General features: G+C 66.1%; 15 protein-coding genes and 1 pseudogene. 4 read left to right on the forward strand and 12 right to left on the reverse strand.

The features are described from left to right. Nucleotides 1–196: 196 nt before the first annotated feature. Nucleotides 197–608, reverse strand: a pseudogene (gene narZ / locus ACERLL_RS09260) (nitrate reductase subunit alpha); the annotation flags it as partial. A 331-nt stretch (nt 609–939) separates the two neighbouring features. On the opposite strand from narZ, the gene ACERLL_RS09265 reads away from it, so the two are divergent. Both ACERLL_RS09265 and ACERLL_RS09270 read left to right on the forward strand, forming a co-directional pair. After that, nucleotides 940–1,197, forward strand: coding sequence for a hypothetical protein (locus ACERLL_RS09265; protein ID WP_373655799.1), 258 nt, complete (start codon nt 940–942; stop codon nt 1,195–1,197). Between the two features lie 276 nt (nt 1,198–1,473). After that, nucleotides 1,474–2,553 (forward strand): AI-2E family transporter, encoded by a 1,080-nt coding sequence (locus tag ACERLL_RS09270; RefSeq protein ID WP_373655800.1) that lies wholly within the window; start codon nt 1,474–1,476, stop codon nt 2,551–2,553. A gap of 144 nt (nt 2,554–2,697) precedes the next feature. Here the strand turns inward: ACERLL_RS09270 and ACERLL_RS09275 are convergent, their stop codons facing one another. The 3 genes from ACERLL_RS09275 to ACERLL_RS09285 all read right to left on the reverse strand — a co-directional run bounded on the left by ACERLL_RS09275 (nt 2,698) and on the right by ACERLL_RS09285 (nt 5,153). Beyond that, the gene (locus ACERLL_RS09275) at nt 2,698–3,432 is read right to left on the reverse strand and encodes a DUF72 domain-containing protein (protein WP_373655801.1); all 735 of its coding nucleotides are present in this window, start codon (nt 3,430–3,432) and stop codon (nt 2,698–2,700) included. Between the two features lie 87 nt (nt 3,433–3,519). Beyond that, nucleotides 3,520–4,101 (reverse strand): tRNA 5-(aminomethyl)-2-thiouridylate-methyltransferase MnmM, encoded by a 582-nt coding sequence (gene mnmM / locus ACERLL_RS09280; protein ID WP_373655802.1) that lies wholly within the window; start codon nt 4,099–4,101, stop codon nt 3,520–3,522. Continuing rightward, the gene (locus tag ACERLL_RS09285; RefSeq protein ID WP_373655803.1) at nt 4,101–5,153 is read right to left on the reverse strand and encodes an NAD(P)/FAD-dependent oxidoreductase; all 1,053 of its coding nucleotides are present in this window, start codon (nt 5,151–5,153) and stop codon (nt 4,101–4,103) included. Before ACERLL_RS09285 ends, mnmM begins: the two co-directional genes overlap by 1 nt. Nucleotides 5,154–5,229: 76 nt before the next feature. Here ACERLL_RS09285 and ACERLL_RS09290 point away from each other — a divergent pair, with 76 nt between their 5' ends. After that, the gene (locus tag ACERLL_RS09290; RefSeq protein ID WP_373655804.1) at nt 5,230–6,213 is read left to right on the forward strand and encodes a Clp1/GlmU family protein; all 984 of its coding nucleotides are present in this window, start codon (nt 5,230–5,232) and stop codon (nt 6,211–6,213) included. Between the two features lie 227 nt (nt 6,214–6,440). On the opposite strand, the gene ACERLL_RS09295 is transcribed toward ACERLL_RS09290, so the two are convergent. The 3 genes from ACERLL_RS09295 to ACERLL_RS09305 form a co-directional block, all read right to left on the reverse strand. Further along, a complete protein-coding gene (locus tag ACERLL_RS09295) occupies nt 6,441–6,875 on the reverse strand; it encodes an NUDIX domain-containing protein (protein ID WP_373655805.1) in 435 nt (144 codons plus the stop codon). An 88-nt stretch (nt 6,876–6,963) separates the two neighbouring features. After that, the gene (locus ACERLL_RS09300) at nt 6,964–7,308 is read right to left on the reverse strand and encodes an Mth938-like domain-containing protein (RefSeq protein WP_373655806.1); all 345 of its coding nucleotides are present in this window, start codon (nt 7,306–7,308) and stop codon (nt 6,964–6,966) included. A 166-nt stretch (nt 7,309–7,474) separates the two neighbouring features. After that, nucleotides 7,475–8,869: an MBL fold metallo-hydrolase gene (locus tag ACERLL_RS09305; RefSeq protein ID WP_373655807.1), complete on the reverse strand. Its 1,395-nt coding sequence runs from the start codon at nt 8,867–8,869 to the stop codon at nt 7,475–7,477. Between the two features lie 177 nt (nt 8,870–9,046). Here ACERLL_RS09305 and ACERLL_RS09310 point away from each other — a divergent pair, with 177 nt between their 5' ends. Beyond that, nucleotides 9,047–9,568, forward strand: a complete 522-nt coding sequence (locus ACERLL_RS09310) for a dihydrofolate reductase (protein WP_373655808.1) — start codon at nt 9,047–9,049, stop codon at nt 9,566–9,568. A gap of 22 nt (nt 9,569–9,590) precedes the next feature. On the opposite strand, the gene ACERLL_RS09315 is transcribed toward ACERLL_RS09310, so the two are convergent. The 5 genes from ACERLL_RS09315 to ACERLL_RS09335 form a co-directional block, all read right to left on the reverse strand. After that, nucleotides 9,591–10,874, reverse strand: coding sequence for an ATP-grasp domain-containing protein (locus tag ACERLL_RS09315; RefSeq protein ID WP_373655809.1), 1,284 nt, complete (start codon nt 10,872–10,874; stop codon nt 9,591–9,593). Between the two features lie 139 nt (nt 10,875–11,013). Continuing rightward, the gene (locus ACERLL_RS09320; protein ID WP_373655810.1) at nt 11,014–11,535 is read right to left on the reverse strand and encodes a type 1 glutamine amidotransferase domain-containing protein; all 522 of its coding nucleotides are present in this window, start codon (nt 11,533–11,535) and stop codon (nt 11,014–11,016) included. Nucleotides 11,536–11,684: 149 nt separating this feature from the next. Then, nucleotides 11,685–12,524, reverse strand: coding sequence for an EcsC family protein (locus tag ACERLL_RS09325; RefSeq protein ID WP_373655811.1), 840 nt, complete (start codon nt 12,522–12,524; stop codon nt 11,685–11,687). A gap of 284 nt (nt 12,525–12,808) precedes the next feature. After that, nucleotides 12,809–13,921, reverse strand: coding sequence for an extracellular solute-binding protein (locus ACERLL_RS09330; protein WP_373655812.1), 1,113 nt, complete (start codon nt 13,919–13,921; stop codon nt 12,809–12,811). Between the two features lie 37 nt (nt 13,922–13,958). Then, the gene (locus ACERLL_RS09335) at nt 13,959–15,266 is read right to left on the reverse strand and encodes a porin family protein (protein ID WP_373655813.1); all 1,308 of its coding nucleotides are present in this window, start codon (nt 15,264–15,266) and stop codon (nt 13,959–13,961) included. Nucleotides 15,267–15,285: the final 19 nt, after the last annotated feature.

Raw genomic sequence — 15,285 nt, forward strand, 5'->3', positions numbered from 1 at the left:
AGTAGGTATTCAATCACCGACCGCGCCTCAAAATACATCAGGCTCCGGGGAGGGAGACAATCACCCGAGTCCTTACAGGTATTCCCCGCTCCTACCGGGCAATGCCCCTGGTTTCCCTAACTCCTCATTGTTCAGGGCTCTACCGTTTTGAAAGGGCCATACCGTTAAATGAATCCGGGTGCAGCCGCGGCACTCGGTTATCGAAAAAGGAGGCCCAGGCCAACGGGGTTGGCATGCTGCTGGCGGGCTCGGCGTCACAAGCGCAGCAGGGCGCCGCGCACCACGGGGTACTTGAGGCGGGCGGCGCTGTAGTGGTACCAGGAATAGTTGGCGCCGCGCGGCTCATGGTTAGGCAGGTCCGGCCACGTACGGGGATTTTCGGTCTGCTCAGTCTCCCAGGTAACCAACCCGTCCTTGACGTAGATCTTCCAGGAACAGGCACCGGTGCAGTTCACTCCGTGCGTGGAGCGCACCACCTTGTCGTGCTGCCAGCGCTGCCGATAGGCCCTTTCCCAGGATCGGTCCTCGTTGGTGGTTCGGCCGTGGCCTACGGCGAACCCGCCCTGGACCCGCTTGAAAAAGGTGCGTCGATCGAGAAAATGGCTCATGGCTGCGTCCTATGACTGAGGGTAGAACCCGGCACCCCAAAATTTATAGGACCAACACTACCGGGGATGCACGATGACTACGATCAAGTAGGAGCCAACAAGGCCTCGGAACCTTCAACCCCCCTGATCGGAACCAGCGGTGGTGGAGGTATCGCCGAGGGTGTTACGCCGGGGCTCCGTGAGCCCGCCCCTCTCCCCACCGCGAAACCGCTTCGCCTCATAAAACCCGATCCAGTAGCCATGAGAGGTAATCCTTCCGAGGGTATCTTCCGGAGCCGCCGCCTGTTTACGGTAATAGTCCCTGAATCGTCGCTGCCGCAAGGGGATTGTCATGAGGCTACAGGATCTAAACGCCCGGATTCTCGAGCACGAAGGGCGCATCGCCGGTATGGGGGAGGAAACGCCGCTCCTCGGGCTCTACAACGTGGCCATGTCCTCGGCCACCGGCCATTTCGGGGTGGAAGAGCCGGAAGCCGATCCCGAAGTTCCCCAGGACCAGGCCGAGTGGTGGCTGCGGTGCTACCAGGAGCTCGAGGAGCGCGGCGAGATGTACCAGGACCTGCAGGACCTCTTCGACGCTATAGATTGACGCGCCTCCGGCCCCGTCCATTCCGGAGAAGCAAGGGGGCTAGAGCGTAACCAAGCCGTTTGCAGCCACCTCTCCGGCGCCCCTGCATTCCGTTAGGGGCGTTTTTTTCGTCCTGCCCCTTCCCCCTACCGCTATTTCCCTCCTCCCCCAATGGGTTCGCGGCTTCCGGCGAGTCTGGCTCAATGGGAGCAGAAGGGTCCATGTACATGCGGATGCCGCCCGGCTGGATGCCGGGAAGACATCGCCATCCAGGCATCCATCCAGGAAGGCGGGACCATGCCTGCAGGTTTCTCCTATCCGTCCGGCCAGGCACAGAAGATCGCCCTGTTCCTACTGGCCGCAATCACCGCCATCCTGGTCGGCGGGGCGCTGAAGGCTACTTATATCGTCACCATGCCCCTCGCGGTGGCGTTCTTCATCGCGATTCTGGTTCTGCCCTTCCAGAACTGGCTGAGCCGGATACTTCCGGACCGCCTGTGGTGGCTGAGCATCATCGCCACCATGCTGGGGATACTGATCGTGGTCGGTGCACTGATCACGGCGATGTGGTACAGCTTCGGGGCCGTCCTGGACAAGGCGCCCCAGTACGCGGACACTGTCCAGCAGTATTGGGAGCAGATCCAGGCCTGGGCGAAACGGAAGGGACTTCCCCTTCAGGAGACTCTGCGGCAGACCGAAGGAATCTCCAGCACCCTGATCGGCTTCCTGACCTCCAGCCTCGCGTCCTTCTGGATCGTGGCCGGGATGCTAGTGCTGGTCTTCTTCCTGGTCCTGCTTATGCTGCTGGAGTCCAAGGAATGGCGGGTGAAGGTCCGCCGCGGCCTTGGTTTCGAGGAATCGGCCGCCACCGTGGAAGCAGTGGACGCCATCGCCTTCCGGGTCCGGCAGTATCTGCTGGTTAAAACCGCGGTTAGCCTGCTATCGGGGGTTTCCGCGGGACTCTGGCTGTGGCTTATGGACGTGGATTTCGCCCTGCTCTGGGGCTTGCTGACCTTCCTGCTCAACTACCTTCCCAATATCGGCTCGATCATCGCCGTCTTTCCGCCCACCATCCTGGCCTTCATCCAGTTCGGCCTCTGGGGCGGACTGATCGTGGTGGGCGGTTTGACCCTGATCGAGCAGATCCTGGGCAATCTGGTCGGTCCCCGGCTGGAGGGGCGAACCCTGGCTATTTCCCCCATGGTTGTATTGGTCTCCATCGTCTTCTGGGGCTGGGTATGGGGCGTGGTAGGGGCGTTGATCGGCGTGCTGTTGACCACCACCATCATCATCATCTGCGACCAGATCCCGACCCTGCGGCCGGTGGCCATCCTCCTGCGCCGGGCCGAAACCCCGCCCTCCGAGAGCTCGCAATAGCCCGGGGAGCTTTGCCTCCCCGGGGAGCCCGCCTTCGGGGCCTCCTTACCTAGCCCTTCAGGGGCTTCCGGAGGTCCTTTAGAGACTATAACCGTCGGCTTACCATCAACTCGATTTCGGTGCCCCACCGGACGGCCACGCTCCTCATCCCCGGCCGGTCAATTTCAGCCGACGCTGGAAACGACGCCCGTCTTCGGCCATGGCGTCGTTATTGAACAGGATGCGTACCGGACTCTCGTCCCTCGCCCACCCCGCCAGGGTGTCCAGCTCTTCGTCCGTGTACCGGTAGTGGTAGCCGTAGGCCGGGTGGCCATGCAGGCGGAAATACCGGTAACCGCCGGTGGCCGGCGCGCGCAGGAAGGGATCCACGCCGTGCACCACACCCGTTTCCCGGGCAAGCTCCGCAACGAGCGCATCCGTCCACTCCCCGCCGCGGGGCTCGAAGACCAGGTAGCGGCCCCGCCGTTCGGCGTTTCGCAGGAATGCGTGAAGGTTTTCCAGATTGCCCGCCGTGGGCCGGAAGCTCGCGGGAGTCTGGAGCAGCACGGCCTCCGCTACCAGGGCGTCGGCGATGGCCTGGGTACGCTCCCAGGCCATCCGGGTGGTGGGATTCCAGCGCAGACCCCCGGCCTCGCGGCGCTGCCGCTCGTCCAGCGACTCCCGGAGGCGCCGATACGTGGGGCTGTTGGGGTAATGGGTGATGAGCTGCCAGGCCTTCACGGCGAATGTGAAGGCCGGTCCGGCGCGCTCCCGCCAGCGGCGGGCGGTGGCCACCCGGGGCGGCTGGTAGAAGGTCTTCTGGTCCTCGAGCATTTCGAGGTCGCGGAAGGTTCGGGCCTGGGCCTCCGCGAAGCCGCAGGTGCCGACGCGGATATCCATCCGGGGCCCTCCCTCTTCATGCACCCTGCGCTCGCAGAGCCCGGCAGCTCGTCGGAGCGACGAGTCGCTTCCGAGGAGGGGAATCGCTCAGAAAGGGATACGCTCGAGAGCCACCATCCGCGGAACGCCGCGGTCGGACTCCTCCGGCGCATCACGCGCCAAGATATGGAGCTCCTTACCGCTCCCGCCCTCCGCCCATTCCATGACCGCGGCGCATTCCTCCGCGCCCCCGGGGTGTCCCGGATAGGCCACCACGGAAAGCCGACCTTCCGGAGCCAATAGGGCGATGCTCGCGTCTAGCGCGGCCAGGGTGGTCTCCGGACGGGTGATCAAGGTTTTCTCACCGCCGGGAAGAAAGCCCAGGTTGAACATGACCGCCTGCACCCGGCCTGCCGCTTGGCCGGGAAGCAGATACGGCAGGCGTTCATGACCGCCCTGATGGAGCCGTACCCGGTCCAGGACCCCCGCCTCCGCGAGGCGGGCACGCGCCGCGCTCAGGGCCGGGGTCTGAGTATCCACGCCGTCCACCCGGCCGCCCTCCCCCACCATCTGCGCGAGGAACAGGGTATCGTGCCCATTGCCCACCGTGGCATCCACCGCCCAGGCCCCGGCATATAGGCATTCCGCAACGGCCCGATGGGCCCGGGCCACCGCTCCCCGGGCCGCCATCAGGCGCGCTCCCGGAATCGGGCGATATCCGCCTCCTCGGGAAGCTCTTCCCCGGCCACCAGATGGGCCGCCAGGCGCTCGGCATAATAGGGCCCGATGAGCGCGCCGCGCGCGCCCAGTCCGTTGAGCACCGCCACCCGCGGTTCCTCCGGGTGGCAGCCGGCCATGGGCCGATGGTCGGTGGGCGCCGGACGGATCCCGGCGCGATGGCGGGTGACCGTCGCTTCGGGCATGCCGCCGAGCAGCGCGGGTAGGTGGGCCAGGAGCTCCCGGCGGCCAGCCTCGGTGGGCAGCTCATCGGGATGATGCCGGTCGAAGGTGGAGCCCAGCAGGAAGGCTTCGCCGCCGCACGGGACCAGGGTGACCTTCCGGTTCACCGGTTGGTCCGGGACCTCCCCTTGCAGGTGCCCGCCGACCATCTCTCCCTTGACCGGGGTGAGCGGCAGCCAGTGAAACCAAGGATTCTCCCGCACCCGGTACCCCTCGCAGAAGACCACCCGATCGGCGCGCAGTCCCTCCCATTCCACGCCTTCGCGGTCCACTCTGACATCTCCCGGCTCCAGCCGGGCCTCCTGCCGCACACCCCGGCTGGCGATCACCGCCCCGGCCGCCTCCAGGAAGGCCTCCGTGTCCAGGATGCCGCCGCCGCGTATGAAATAGGCCTCGGGACGGTCCTCCGTGCCATGGATGGGCGTATCCAGATAGGGCCGGTAATCGGGATCCGCCCGCCGACGCCGGTAATGGCCCGCCTCCTCCTCGTTCCGGCACAGGCGGAGGGTATCGACCTCCCGGAAGAACGCCCGGCCGCGTTGGCGCTCCACCTTGCGATAGATGCGCCGGGCGGTGGGCAGCATGCGCTCCAGGGGACCAACCCGGGTCAGCCGCCGTCCGCCGATGGGCGTCAGCAGCCCCGCTGCGACCCGGGAGGCGGACGCCGCACGGTACTCATCCACGAGGGCCACCCGCTGGCCACGCTCCAACAGGGAAAGGGCCACCAGCGTTCCGGCCAAGCCGCCTCCCACCACCAGGATGTCATGCGCGTTGCCACTCAAGATGCGGGGAGTCCTTTCCGTGGAAGCCGGTGGTCAGGCACTCTACTATAGAAAACCTTCGCACCCGGGACATTTCTTGCCGCTCCAGAAGCCGATTTCCGAGGCCCAGGACCTGGACATCCCCGATTCCTGGGTCCGGACCGCGAGCGCCCTGCTGGCGGAGGGCCGCACACGGGTCATGGTCGCGGGAGGCGCGGACCGGGGCAAATCCAGCTTCTGCCGCTACCTGGCGGCCCGCGCTCTGGAAATGGGCAAGAGGGTGGCTTTCCTGGATACGGATGTGGGGCAGAAGGACATCGGGCCCCCGGCGGCCCTGACCCTGAAGCTCCTGCACCCCACTCATCCCGCGGCGGAGGCTCCCGACGGGTTCTATTTCGTGGGCTCTGTAAGCCCCAGGGGCCATTTCCTGCCCATAGCCACGGGCTCCGAAGCCCTTCTGCGCGGAAACGGACAGGATATCGCCATCGTCAATACGGACGGCCTGGTACGCGGCCCGGGCCGAGTCCTGCGCCACTACCAGACAGAGGCGCTCGCGCCGGACACGCTGGTAGCCATTGAGCGGGAAGGGGAGCAGGGCACGATCCCCGTCCACACGGGCATACGGATCCGTCGCCTTTCCCCCGCCCCCGCCGCCCGGGAGCGCACATCCGACCAGCGCCGGGCGGCCCGGCTGGGCGCCTTCCGGCAATATTTCAGCGAAGCGCGGCGCTCGGCCCTGGACCTGGACCTGGAGCACCTGCGCATGGAGCGCTGCCTCCTGTTCACGGGAGTCCCTGTCGAACCCCACGGCTTCCTGTATGCGGAGGATACCGTCGAAGGGCGCGTGGTAGTGGGGAACCGGGCGTTACCGGACCCGGGGACCAAACGGATTCCGGCCGGCTTCGAGCGCGGCCTCCTCTGTGGAATGCTGGATACCGAGGGGACTTGCGTTGGTCTGGGCGTGCTGGAGCACCTTGATTTCCGCGCCCGCAAGCTGCTGCTCCGCTCCCGGTGGAGGGAGCGCTCGTACGGGGCGTGCAGCTCGGGGACCTCTATCTCGATCCCGAGGGGCGAGAGCTGAGCCGGTCGCGGCCCAAATTCCTGTAGCGGTTTTCCCCCGGAGTCCGGAGAAAACGGTCAACTTTTGCCGTCCCACTGGTGCGCTCTCCCGGAAAAGCGCCGCAAATGACCCCCTGGACACGGGACAAGGGCTCCGTGCTCGAAGGGATCCCTGCCCTGGGGGCTTCCCTGCTGCCCCGCTTACTGGGCTCCCACAGCTTTTTTGAAGGGAATTCCCGCGACAGCGCACTACCCCTCCGGACAGCCGGCATATTCGCGGGTCCACTCCAGGGCTCGGCCCACCCGCTCCCCAGCCAGCGCTCGACCCTCCGGAGCAGTAACCCATCGGTACTCATGATGCTCCGGCCTGCCGAGCTCCGGGCCCACTCCCAGGGTGACCCGCTCCTGCCGGGTCCTTCCCGCGAAATAGAGCGCCTTCTTCCGGCCACGGTTGTAGGGCTCGGTAATGTGGCAGTCATACCCCCAAGGGAACGTAAGATCCACGATTCCCGTTTCCTCCCACACCTCTCGGGCGGCCGTTTCCAGCGCCTCCTCGCCGGGCTCCACGAGGCCCTTGGGGAAATCCCAGTAATTATAGGCCCGCAGAAGTAGGAACCTGCATCCGTCCTCCACCACACGGATCACCACCACCCCCGCTGACAGCTCGGGCAAATCCCTGCTCATGAGCCTCTCAGCAACCAGGTTGGAACATTCCATGCGCGAGGGCCAAGCCGGGTACTGGCACGGGGAAGTTAGCGAGGACCTCGAAGCCTTAACAGGTCAGATGCAGGGCCGCGGCAATCCGGGCGGAGGTCCGCATCAGCCGGTTCAGCTCCTCCACCGCCTGGGTGGTCCGTGCTACTCGGGGCTCCACCCCCTTGTCGCGCAGGGCCTTCAAGGTCTTCTCCGGAACATCCATGTTGCCGTAGAAGCCGGTCCCGATCACCAGCGTTTCCGGCGGATCCTCCAGCAGCGCCTCCAGGTCGGCGGGGTCCAGGGAGTGCCCTTCCCTCCGCCACCATGGCGAATGCACCTCTTCACCGGGCAGAAGGAGCACATCCTTGGTATACACCCGGCCTTCGATGGTGATCCGGCCAAAGGCGTAATCGTCGATCACGGTGTCGCCCTCGAAGTGGCCTCGATCACACCATCCTGCCCCACTCCGAGCCCCGGCGCCAAGATACCCGACCGTTGCCGCGGCCGAGTCCCGCTCCCGCGGGGCGGACGGGCCGCTGGCTCCGGAGCGGATCACGCCGTGCGTCCCGGCCCCACCTCTGACGGGCTCAGGATTCCATCGGAAGACCGGCGTTTCGCCACCCGTTGAATCCGCCCAGGGTATTGAAAACCGGACCGCGCCCGGCTCGCTTGAGCACGCTGGCGATCACCGAGGAGCGGTAACCGCTGCCGCAATAAACGGCGATTGGGCGGTTCGATGGCACCTCGGAAAGCCGCTGGTGGATGTCCCCGCCGGACAGGTGCATGGCCCCCGGAACGTGCCCCGCCTGCCACTCGTTGGGCTGGCGGACATCGAGCACCAGCAGGTCGCCGTTCTTCTCCCGCTCCGCGTTCATTTCCGTCGGAGTCCATTGGGGCAGGAATTCCGGTTGCCGCCCGGAGGTGCGCCAGGCGAACATGCCGCCCTTCAGCCACCCCTGCGGCACCGGATAGCCGATGCGGAGCAGGTGCCAAGCGGCCTCCCACAGGTCGGCCGGATCGTCCAGCACCAGCACCGTCCGGGCGTCCCCGGGCAGCACCGTGCCCGCCCAGGTGGGGAAGGAATTGCCCAGCCCGATGTTGAGGGCGCCGGGAATATGCCCGCCACCGAAAGCCTCCGGGGTGCGGCAGTCCACAACGAAGGCCCCGTCGGATCGGGCCCTCTCCACCGCCTCCGGACCCAGGGGCTCGGGCTCGGTGAGCACGCCCAGGGGCTCGGGGCCCGCCAGGTTCCGCTCCCGCATGCGCGGCCAGTAGGGCGGCACCGTGGGCAACCCCTCCAGGCTCAGGCACTGCTCCGTGAAGGCGCTCTCGTCCTCCACGGACTGAAGAATTCCGTTGAGCCGGCGTTCGTAGCCGAGCGAGGTGAACAACATGCTGCCAATGGATCCTCCGCACAGGGAGCCGGCCACATGGGTGGGGAACACCATTACATGATCGGGGAGCGGCAGGATCTTGTCGCGCAGCGTCTGGCACACCTCCCGGGCATGGCGCTGGGTCTGCTCCCAGTCGCCCAGGAGGTCCGGGCGCGCCACATCCGCCACCAGAAGCGCGCCGCCGGACAAGAGCATGAGGGGGTCCTCCCCGCGGGAGCGATCGCGGACCAGCAGGCTGATGTGCTCGGGGGTATGGCCGGGGGTATGCAGGACCTCGAGCTCCACCTCGCCCATTTGCAGGCGCTCCCCGTCCTCCAGGGGCTTGGCGCGATATCCGAGCTCCGAGCGCGCGCTTGCCAGCAGCTCCAGATCACTGCGCTGCTGAAGCTCGGTAATGCCCGTGAGGTAGTCGTTGTGCTGATGGGTATCCGCGGCGTAGCGGATGCGCAGGCCGTGGTCCCGGGCATACTGGTAATAGGTGTCCACATCCCGGCGCACGTCCAGAGCCAGTGCCTCCCCGGTACTCTCCGAGGCGATCATGTATGATGCGTGGCCCAGGCTGGGCAGATAGAATTGCTCGAAGAGCATGACACACTCCGTATCCGGGGGAACCACGGGACGGGGCCGCATACCTTGCAGGCCGTACCCCTTCTGAAATTGGTTTCCCGGCCGGGTCGTGTGTTCCGTTATGCCATTTGCAATGAGAAATTGACCCGAACGGGGTAGTCAGTGACCATGATCCCGCACGGGCGCAGGGGGTGATTCATGCAGATAACGATGATCATGGTAGCGTCGGATGATGGGGTCATCGGTTTCAACAACCAGCTACCCTGGCACCTCCCCGATGACCTCCGCTTCTTCGTCCGGCAGACCCGGGGCAAGATGATCCTCATGGGCAACGGGACCTACAAGTCCCTGGAGCCCACCCCCGAGAAACCGAATCCGCTGCCCGGTCGCAAGCTGCTGGTGGTTACCGGGCGCCCCGGAGAGTTCCCCTACGAGAACGACGAGGTGGTACCGGTGGGCTCCGTCCAGGAAGGGCTGGCCATGGCCGAGGCCCTGGACGAGGAGGAGCTCATGGTGGCCGGCGGACACTCGGTTTTCATGGAGGCTTGGCCCTTTGCCGACCGGCTCCTGCTCACGCGGGTCCACGGGGACTTCGAGGGCGATACCTTCATCTCCGATCCCGACCCCAACAAGTGGAAGGTGATGAGCAGCGAATATCACCCAGCCGACGAGCGCCACTCCCATCCCTTCACCACCATGGAGCTGTTGCGCGTCCGCTAGCCCGGCCGCGGCTCACGCTCCTTCATCCCGCCACCGGCTCCAGCTTGAAGGGCAGGCGCTCCTCGCAGCGCCGGATACGCTCCAGAAGCTGGCGCCGGTCCTCAGCGCCCACGAAGAGAAACCCCAGCTCATAGCTGTAGCTGTCCTGCTCGTGCAGCTCGGACAGCCGCATACCCGGCTGCACGTGGATATCTACCAGCGTGCCGGGAATCTCCTCCTGAAGCGCCCGGATGTCCTCCTCGCCGGGCACCGCGGCCACTTGGGCATCCTCGAAGTGGCGGATGAAATGCTTCGCGGCGTAACGGAACGCACCCCGTCCCGGCACCCGATCCGGCAGATTGCCGAGTGCCACGTCCGCCAGGATCCGGAGATTGGAATAGCCGTCCACCTTGTCGAATAGAACGCTGTGGGACTGGGAGATCCGGGGGTTGATCTCCAGCAGCCAGATCCGGTCCCGCTTCTCGTCGTAATAGAGCTCGATATTGAAAGTGGTGTTGTCGAGGCCCAGGAACTGGACCACCGCCCGGGACTTCTCGATCATGCGCGCCTGGATGTCCGCCGGCAGGTCGGAGGGATACTGATAGCGGGAAAAGGTGGTCTCGTTGGCGTAGCGGATGGAATCCACGATGCCGTAGATGCCCACCTCCCCGTCCAGGGAGAAGCCCTCAAGGGTGCATTGCCTGCCGCCTATGATCTCCTCGGCGATGCAGAAGCTGCCCTCCTCCATGGGGATGCCCCGGGGCAGGTCGAGCAGCCCGAGAAGGCGGTTGAAGGGGTCGGAAAACCGCCCGATTCGCTCGCGGATAATCCCGATCGCCTCATGGAGCTCGGCCTCGTTGCGTATGCGGAACCCCAGCTGCGAGCGCCACGCCTTCACCGGCTTTATCCAGAAAGGATATTCCAGATCCACGCGGGATGCGGGGGCTTCCTCGAAGGGGTCGAACCGGCAGAACCGCGGTACGCAGTCGGCGATGACCTTGCGCTGCTCCAGCCGACTCCAGAACTTGTCCTCGCACTTAACCACCGCTTCCAGCGACGGCCCGCGCAGCCCAAGGCGTCGGCACAGGATGGGAACCATGTCGCTCACCGGGAAATCCCAGAAGCCCACCAAGCCGTCGATGCTGCCCTCGAACGAGCGCACCTCCGACTCGGCCCGATCAAGGAGCGCCTCCAGGGGATAGTGGGCGCCCCGGACGTCTTCGTACCGCAGCAAGGGGTGGAACCGGACCGCGCCGGACCGGGACAGCTCTTCGAGCCGGGCCAGATTGAAGGCATCGGGACCGATCACGAATACGTTCTTGGGCATGGCCACCTCTTGCGTACAGCCGGAACGGGCGGCGGGGCGCGGAACGGGGCCCCAGCCCCTTGATTAGCCGATACCGGCTAACGTGGCAATACCGGCGGTTACCCAGGGCCCCAGCGGTTCCCCTTCCGGGCAGGCCGCCTCAGGCCAGCGAATCGATCAAGGTCCGGCAGAAGGCCCCGAGGTCATTGGGGTAGCGGGAGGTGATCAGGTTTGCGTCGCGTACCACTTGGCTGTCCTCGTATTCGGCACCGGCATTCACCAGATCGTCCTTGATGGACCAGTAACCGGTTACCCGGCGGCCGCGGACGATCCCCGCGGACACCAGCACCCAGCCCGCGTGACAGATGGCGGCGATGGGCTTACCGTCCTGGTCCGCCTCCCGGACCATTTCCAGGAGCCGCTCCTCCCTGCGCAGATGGTCGGGCGCATATCCGCCGGGAAGAACCAGGGCATCGAAGTCGCCGGTGGTCACCTCCTCGGGCGTGGTTTGCGCCTCGGCGGAAAGCCCCTTTTTGCCGTGATAGGTCCGCCTGGTCCCGCCGAGCACCACCACTTCAGCGCCCTCTTCGTCCAGACGGTAATACGGATAATACAGCTCGATGTCCTCGAAGAGATCGGCGGCGAACAGGGCGATACGCCGCCCCTGGAGCTTGCCGTCCATGGCTGCCCCTCCTTGGCTGACGGTTTTCAGTGAGAATGGGGATCCGGGAGCCGTTTTGATGGGCGGAACCTCGGCCCCTTCCAAGGAGGATTGGGACGAAATGCAGCCGATTAAAGGGTCGCTCCGCCATCGGTGACGGACGTCCGCACTCAAGGCCCCAGGTTTTCGGTGGCCCCCGCTTCGTCGGGAATGCGTCGGTACCAGCGTTGTACGCGCTCGGTGCCGTAGCGCCGCTCCAGACGGCGCACGGTGAAGTGCCCCCAGGCCATGTTCTGGAAATGGTGAAAAAAGATGGTATTGATCAATGCCCCGGTGGCTGCGCCCATGAGGGGCACCATCTGGAAGGCGGCCTTCTCCGAGACGGGAACGCCGAAACGCCCGGCGATGGCGGAGACGAAGCGCACCGAGACCGGGAGGTCCATGGCGGTAAGTCCCTGCCTGGCCAAGTGATAGGAAACGGGGGAGAAGTGATAGGCCAGCGCGGCCCGCACCCCGAAATAGCCCATCTCTGCCGAATCATCGTCGCGGGAGCGTCCCCCCAGGGCGAATACCTGGATGCAGGCGAGGCGCGCCTCCGGATCGGACAGATCCTCCCCCTGGCTCTGGGCCACCGTGGCGATGGCCCGTAGCATGAGCACGGTGGTTACGGGGAGCTCCGCCAGGAGTCCCGGCAGGCCGAAAAAGCCGCCGGCGGCCCCGGTACCCACTCCTAGCAGGCGCTGGCTCCTGGCCTGCGATCCGGTACCCATGCGGGCGGGCGTGCCCAAAGTATACACCGCCGTTTCCATGGCCCGTGATACGGCCTGGCGCGATGCCTTTTGCAGCCGGACATAGCCCCTCCGAGGCAGCAAGGCGAAGGCCTGTTCCATGGGCGACCCCACCACGCTGGTCAAGCGTGCCGCGAGACTCGGGTGCTCCAGGAAGAAGTGCGCCCGCTGCAGGGCTCGCCAATCCTCGGACGCAAGCCGGACTACCGGAAGCTGGACCATTTTTCCCCTCCCTTGCCGGGCCAACCTACCCAGCATGCCATTACCGGGTGCCGGATGCGGGCCTTCACGCCCGCGATCCGGCCCTTTTGCATTGGGCAAGCGGAATCGTCCGGATTTCCGGGGTCGCGGCTGGTACTGCAAGGGGAGGGGCCCGTGGGGAAGGGCTCGGGAGCAGCCCCGGCGGCGTGGCGAGGCGCCCTCCCGCGGATTGGGGCATTCAGCCGGGAACCGGTCCGCCTCGCCGTTTTGGCCGGTGGCCTCCGGGGAGGGCGGGGAGGCTCGGCCTAGTGCGGCAGGGCGCGGGGTACCTGGATGGGCCGGTCCAGCCAACGCTGGAAGCGGGCATTGATCCGCTCGTAATGCTCCGCCCACCACTGCGCATCGAGTCGCAGAGCACCTTCCAGCCGGTGGGAAAGCGTGGGTAGGTAGCGTTTCATGGCCTCCGGAACCAGCTCCCGCGAGGATCGGCGCGCGGGCCCGTGGGGAATGTACTGCACCTGCCGGGCCAGGCTCCGGGTCGAGGTGGCGTAGCGGACGAAGCCCAGCGCCTTCTCCCGGTTAGGGGTATGCTTGACCACCCCCCAGAGATCCATGTTCAGGATCTGATGATCCCAGAACAGCTTGAAGTCCTTGCCGCGGTTCACGTTGGCATCGTAGATCTGGCCGTTGTAAACCGTGGTCAGGGCCACCTCGTCGTTCTCCAGATGGCGCACCGCCTCCATTCCGGTGCTCCACCAGACCACGTAGGGCTTGATGGCGCTGAGCACCCCGAAGGCCCGGTCGAGCCCCGCGGAGGTGCCGAGCACGTCGTAGACCCGGTCCGGTGGCACCCCATCGGCGATCAGCGCCCATTCCAGGTTCCCCTTGGGGGTGCGCCGCATCCCCCGCCGCCCGGGAAAATCCGTCACGTTGAAGAAATCCTCCACGCTCTGCGGTTTCCTACGGGGAAAATCACCCCCGTCGAAGGCGAAGGCCGTGGACCAGAGCACGCTGCCGACGCCGCACTCGCGCAGCGCCCCCTCCAGGAAATCCGCCCCCGGCGGCATCCCCTCCGGAGAAGGCGGCAGCGTATCCGGATCCACCCGGACCAGGAGTCCCTGCCGGCACCCCCGGATGGCGTCGGCGAGCTCCAGGTCCACCACGTCCCACTTGACGTTGTAGGACCGCACCTGGGCCCGGATCTCCGCCAGGCCGCCGTCATAATCCAGCACCTCGACGGCCACACCGGTTTCCTTCTCGTAAGGGCGGATGAAGCCCAGGATCTGACTCCGCGTATAGGCGCCGCCCCAGGACACCACCGTCAGCTCCTCGCTAGCGGCCCGGGCCGGCGAAGCGCCGGACCACGCGGTGAACAGGGCGGCCGTCAAAAAGAGCGTACGGACCATTCGCCTAGGCACTGTCTTTCTCCTGCCGTTCGCGGGCCGCGGACGGAAACTAGAAATAATAGCCGAGGTTCAGGTTGAGGCGGGTGTCCCAGCCCCGGCTTCCCCCGGCCCCCAGGGAGCCGTCCCCGCCGAAGAACACCATGTTCTGCGCCTGGATCAGGTCGAGATAGACGAACAGCGGTCCGGACCCCACGGCACAGCCGGTGGTATTCAGCTTGGAATCGCGGAAGCCGTCCGCGTCCTTGGCCAGGATGCTGAAATCGTTGTAGCAGGTGAGCAGGTCGATCCGACCCCACTGGACCGGAACGTTGTAGGCCACGTTGAGCACCCCCACCGTACCCCGGGTGGCCAACGGATAGGAGCTGGCGAGCCCGCCCACGGTAATGGTCTCGTCGCCGATGCCCGCCGGATTCTCCGGGCTGAAGGCATAGCGGAATCCCTCCAGCTGGAGGTTCCAGCGCCCGCAGCGAAGATCCAGGTGCCCGGCGGCCGCCCATCGCTCGCCACTCTTCCCGGTGTCGGCGTTGTAGAGCGCGCCGGCCTGGCCGGAGATTCCCAGCTCGGTGCTGCAGGCGGTCTGGGCACCCAGGGTGTACGCCAGACGCACATTGGCCTGGTTGCTCTCCCGGTTCAGGTCCCCCTTGGCATTGTTGGCGGGCGTGCGTGGCACCTGCACCACGTCGATTGAATACCGCTCCAGATTGGCGGGATTGCCCAGCTCGGCGTTCTTGAAGAAGGCCGCCCGGACGTCCAGGGGCCCGCGCTTGTGCAGGTATTGCACCCCGGCGTCGTAATCGTCGGCGAAGCCCATGAAATAGGGCACGCCGAACCAGTAGTTGTGGGCGGCGTAAGGCAGCAGCCCGAAAGGCACGCGCATGATCCCCGCCCGCACCGTGCCCGCCTCGCCCATCGGGAAGCCCGCCCAGCCGTGATGCACGGCGTCCAGGTAGGGATACCACCGGTACTCGGCGGAGAATTCGACGCCGTTCTTGGTGCCGTCCACATTCAGGCGGAACAGCTCCAGGCCCAGATCACCGCCGCGTTCCCGCGAGCCCGGCGCGTAGCCCAGCCAGGAATAATTCAAGCGCAGGGCACCGCCGATCCGGATGGGAGGCTCCTCGGGCATGTCGGCCTCTGCGCCGTTGGTGCCCGGCACCATGGATTCGAGGCTCTCCAGCTCCGCCCGGAGCTCCTCCATGCGGCGCTCCTGGCTTTCCAGTTCCTCGGCCAGATCCTCCTTGCGGTGCTCCCCCTCCGCGGACCGGCCCTTCCCCTCGGTCTGCGCCGGGGCGGGTCCGCTCAGTAGCGGAAGCACCAGCCCCCCGGCCAGGAACAGCGTCCAGCTTGCAGCGCGCATACACGACCCTTATGGAACG

Source organism: Thiohalorhabdus sp. Cl-TMA (assembly GCF_041821045.1).
Classification (GTDB): Bacteria; Pseudomonadota; Gammaproteobacteria; order Thiohalorhabdales; family Thiohalorhabdaceae; genus Thiohalorhabdus; species Thiohalorhabdus methylotropha.

Bases quoted from the DNA above. Each gene is read 5' to 3' on its own strand.
- ACERLL_RS09265 (WP_373655799.1), top strand. From the start codon at position 940: ATGAGGCTACAGGATCTAAACGCCCGGATTCTCGAGCACGAAGGGCGC.
- ACERLL_RS09270 (WP_373655800.1), top strand. From the start codon at position 1,474: ATGCCTGCAGGTTTCTCCTATCCGTCCGGCCAGGCACAGAAGATCGCC.
- ACERLL_RS09275 (WP_373655801.1), bottom strand. From the start codon at position 3,432: ATGGATATCCGCGTCGGCACCTGCGGCTTCGCGGAGGCCCAGGCCCGA.
- ACERLL_RS09295 (WP_373655805.1), bottom strand. From the start codon at position 6,875: ATGAGCAGGGATTTGCCCGAGCTGTCAGCGGGGGTGGTGGTGATCCGT.
- ACERLL_RS09335 (WP_373655813.1), bottom strand. From the start codon at position 15,266: ATGCGCGCTGCAAGCTGGACGCTGTTCCTGGCCGGGGGGCTGGTGCTT.
- ACERLL_RS09305 (WP_373655807.1), bottom strand. From the start codon at position 8,869: ATGCTCTTCGAGCAATTCTATCTGCCCAGCCTGGGCCACGCATCATAC.
- mnmM (WP_373655802.1), bottom strand. From the start codon at position 4,101: ATGGCGGCCCGGGGAGCGGTGGCCCGGGCCCATCGGGCCGTTGCGGAA.
- ACERLL_RS09320 (WP_373655810.1), bottom strand. From the start codon at position 11,535: ATGGACGGCAAGCTCCAGGGGCGGCGTATCGCCCTGTTCGCCGCCGAT.
- ACERLL_RS09325 (WP_373655811.1), bottom strand. From the start codon at position 12,524: ATGGTCCAGCTTCCGGTAGTCCGGCTTGCGTCCGAGGATTGGCGAGCC.
- ACERLL_RS09315 (WP_373655809.1), bottom strand. From the start codon at position 10,874: ATGCCCAAGAACGTATTCGTGATCGGTCCCGATGCCTTCAATCTGGCC.
- ACERLL_RS09310 (WP_373655808.1), top strand. From the start codon at position 9,047: ATGCAGATAACGATGATCATGGTAGCGTCGGATGATGGGGTCATCGGT.